General features: G+C 37.7%; 3 protein-coding genes. All 3 read right to left on the bottom strand.

What is annotated here, in order from left to right; all coding sequences use genetic code 11:
* Window positions 1-844 precede the first annotated feature (844 nt).
* The 3 genes from HMPREF9304_RS06250 to HMPREF9304_RS06240 all read right to left on the bottom strand — a co-directional run bounded on the left by HMPREF9304_RS06250 (window position 845) and on the right by HMPREF9304_RS06240 (window position 3,025).
* Window positions 845-2,452, bottom strand: coding sequence for a fimbrillin family protein (locus tag HMPREF9304_RS06250; RefSeq protein ID WP_231564482.1), 1,608 nt, complete (start codon window positions 2,450-2,452; stop codon window positions 845-847).
* A 54-nt stretch (window positions 2,453-2,506) separates the two neighbouring features.
* Window positions 2,507-2,704, bottom strand: a complete 198-nt coding sequence (locus HMPREF9304_RS06245; RefSeq protein ID WP_036927491.1) for a hypothetical protein — start codon at window positions 2,702-2,704, stop codon at window positions 2,507-2,509.
* 108 nt (window positions 2,705-2,812) lie between these two features.
* Window positions 2,813-3,025: a hypothetical protein gene (locus HMPREF9304_RS06240; RefSeq protein ID WP_036927489.1), complete on the bottom strand. Its 213-nt coding sequence runs from the start codon at window positions 3,023-3,025 to the stop codon at window positions 2,813-2,815.
* Window positions 3,026-3,298 lie beyond the last annotated feature (273 nt).

Raw genomic sequence — 3,298 nt, 5'->3', positions numbered from 1 at the left:
TACCAAAAAACGGTCATCTAAAATCTTCAAAATAGAAAAAATCAATAGGCAAACGCCCAACAAAAATGGGCTGATTTTAACAAAATAAACGGTTTTTTTAATCAAAACATTGATTTAACGGTCTTGGAAACATATATTAGAGGTGTTATTCACATGCTTCAAGAGCATTAAAGCATGCAAATAGTTAGCTTATCTCAATGAGTTAGCTGCCAAAAAATGATAAAATTAGGAAAGAAAGGAAGTGCACCAAGCGTAATGCATTAAATAACAACGGATTATGAAACTTGCTCATAACTCGCGTATTTGCGACCAACTTTGCCGTTGGATGTTTTCACGCGAGTTTTGAGAGACTCTTTGTAAAGAAAATTCAGCAATAATTATCATTCCATCTCACTTGTCTTCGTATCAACATTATATGGGCGGTTCTACAAATCACCACCGTAAAGTTTTATTTATGTTGGACGGTTTACGTTTTGTCATCTTGCGGTCTTTTTTGGGTTCAATTTGCTTGTTCGTTCAGTCGTATAGCTCGCTATACTCCTTCACTCACAAACAAAAATTGACCGCCAAAAACAGCCTCGCAAACTGACAAAGCTAATTTATAGAAACGCCCATATTTTTTTTCAGCACATTGACAGAAGAGGGTATGCTATCAACTTTTCTGTTCAATTGCATCATTATCTACTTCTTTTTTTAGTATGTCGTTATAAGTATTACCGAATAGTCACAAGAAATAATGTGTGATATAAAGCGAGCAAACGCAAAGCGCAACGCTCTACGTTTGTCATCGCGTGGCGTTGCGCTTGCTCTTTTTACCGCTTAACTGCTTGCCTTATGCCAGCTATTAGGACTTTTTCTTTTTCTTGGGGAAATCTTTACAAGTTATTGTTAATTCTTGACCTTCAAAACCATCTGCTACTAAAGTTATAATAATAGCATCTCCACTTTCTGAACCTAACCTATGTGGTTGTGCTACCATTTTCCCCCTTGATTTACCTATTACATCCTTCGGATAATTATCAGGATAGAAAGTTAAGCTAAAAGAGCCTATTGTGCTATCTCCATTAGGTTGTTTTGTAATCTCCCATGTTACGCTATTTTCTGGCATATTAAGGTACTCAGGGTCTTTACCTTTATATGTGAGATACGTTACACTTTCTATCTTAAAAGTATTAGGAGCTGTTATTGCATAATTAAAATGTTTATTTGTTTTATCGGTATTAACTGCGTATCGATAGCAATCTATAAACACATTATATGTATTTTGTTTTTTCTCGTCTTTTTTGCAAAAATATTCTTTATTAGGTTTTATATATTTGTTAGTTTTCTCGTAGTTGTTTGGATCTACTACTTCTATAGATATATTAGAATCTTTTTCTTTTGTCTTGTTTGTCAGGCTATTCACTAAATATTTTTCCACCTCACCTGCTTGATATGGTTTGCCATCTTTTCTTTTAAGAGGAATGATTATACGTTTAATTTTTACCCTTGTATCATTTTCGGGTGTTACTTTTTCACCTTTTACATCTCTTACGCTCTTATATTCTTTTTCATCTTTCTTTAGTATCACCTCTGCTTTAGCGTCATCGCCTACCTGTTGTGGTATCATGAAGATGGTAAGGTTGTCGTACTTGTTATCGCTTGTTTTTAGCCCGGTAAACTGGGTTCTGTTTCTCTGTGTGGTGGTGATGTGGCTTGTTTTAATATACACATATTTGTCTTTCTCGCTAAGGTTTTCCCATGTGAAGCGATCAGCATCGGTGGTCTTCGATAAGTCTACCTTGCAGGTACCTTTGGTATATAGATTTCTTAGGCGAATGCCCTCAATGGTGTAACCAGTAGGTACGCGGTCGCCAATCGCGAAGTTGATAGCTGTAAGGGCATGGTGCATGTCTATTGTCTTACCACTGTTTATATTTTCATCGGTAGAGTTCTGATCATTTATCTCAAACTCCTCCGCCTGCCCTATCATCAAGTCTTTCTGCTGTGCCATGTCTTCTTGCAGGGAGTAGGTAAGGGTATAGGTGTTTGCGCCTGTCCTTTTAAACTTATTATCATCGCTTAGTTGAGGGTATACGGCGGCGAGCTGCACCTTCGGCATGTTTGTTTTGTACGTTGCCACCTTGCCTTTTACACGCACTACACCGTCTTTCTTTGCGCTGCCGTTATTGATAAAGTTGGGGTCGTTGGGAGTAGTTTCACCTTCTTTATGCGCGTAGCCATAAACACCAAAGGTAGCATCGTCGGGCATTTGCGCTATTTCGTCGTACATGGTGCCTCGTGTCAAGGCATCGGTAGCGAAGTTTATTTTTACTACGTTAAGCTCTGCTTTGTTGTTATCCGTCTGAATTTTTCCTTCTTCAAGCTCTTGAGAGCAAGACGTTGCTATGGCTGCCAAACACAATATCGAGGCAGCACCAATAGCCTTACAATTATAAAAAAGTTTTTTCATTGTGTTATTTGTTTTTGTTATAGCGTGCGTTTTTAGAAAAAGATAGGATGGCTTTTAGGGCTCTTCTTTTAGCCAGTCCGGTAATTCATTAATTTCTTCTGATGTTCCGTTCGCATTCGTTTCTTCTGGTTCATCCCATTTACCTATTTCGATAGGTGTTTGGCTCTTAAACCCAGGGCTGCCGCAAATCATCTGCATGGCGTCATCCATTCTTATTATTTCAATTACGGGCTTTTCATACTTTTTTTTCATTATCGTTCCTTTCCTTTAAGAATTATATAAATTAAAATACTCGAATACCTCATTGTCTATACTCGGTTATTTAGTATGCAACCTCAGCAGCAAAACCAAATTATCATGTTAATTATCTGCCACAATCTTACTGCTCTGTAATCCCCATCCCTCCAAAAGGTGGTTTTCACTATCAAGCTTTATCACCTCGCAGCAAGGAGGAATGTATGGTTTCTTCTTTCTGACAATTTCTTTCACCATGAGTTCCTTACTTTCTTCAGTTTTGAAATTTGATAAACATTCGTTGGTTATCGACTTAAACTTATCATCAGTTCTTCCCATACTATATCTTTAGTTTGAATTTTCGGTTATATTATCCTTTTTTTACTTCATCTCTATCAGAGTTACGCTATTATAGCTCGTTTTCATTGCTTTGTCGCAGTATTTTCTGCTTGGACTGTTACTACTCATGGATACTATGCGTAAGTCGCATGGCACTCATGGGAATGGCGATACTCCTCTCATGCCTTTTCTTACGATGAAAGAAGACGAACAGAGAGTAGTGTACGAAAGATTAATAAAAAGTGTTAAAAATACGGGGGGGGGGGGGGGGGG

Source organism: Hoylesella timonensis S9-PR14 (genome assembly GCF_000762405.1).
In the GTDB taxonomy this organism is placed as follows: domain Bacteria; phylum Bacteroidota; class Bacteroidia; order Bacteroidales; family Bacteroidaceae; genus Prevotella; species Prevotella timonensis_A.
The sequence above is the reverse complement of the archived record's forward strand: the minus strand, read 5'-3'. Positions and strand labels throughout refer to the sequence as shown.

Excerpts from the sequence above, each read along its gene's own strand:
- HMPREF9304_RS06240 (WP_036927489.1), bottom strand. The coding sequence starts at position 3,025 with ATGGGAAGAACTGATGATAAGTTTAAGTCGATAACCAACGAATGTTTA.
- HMPREF9304_RS06250 (WP_231564482.1), bottom strand. The coding sequence starts at position 2,452 with ATGAAAAAACTTTTTTATAATTGTAAGGCTATTGGTGCTGCCTCGATA.
- HMPREF9304_RS06245 (WP_036927491.1), bottom strand. The coding sequence starts at position 2,704 with ATGAAAAAAAAGTATGAAAAGCCCGTAATTGAAATAATAAGAATGGAT.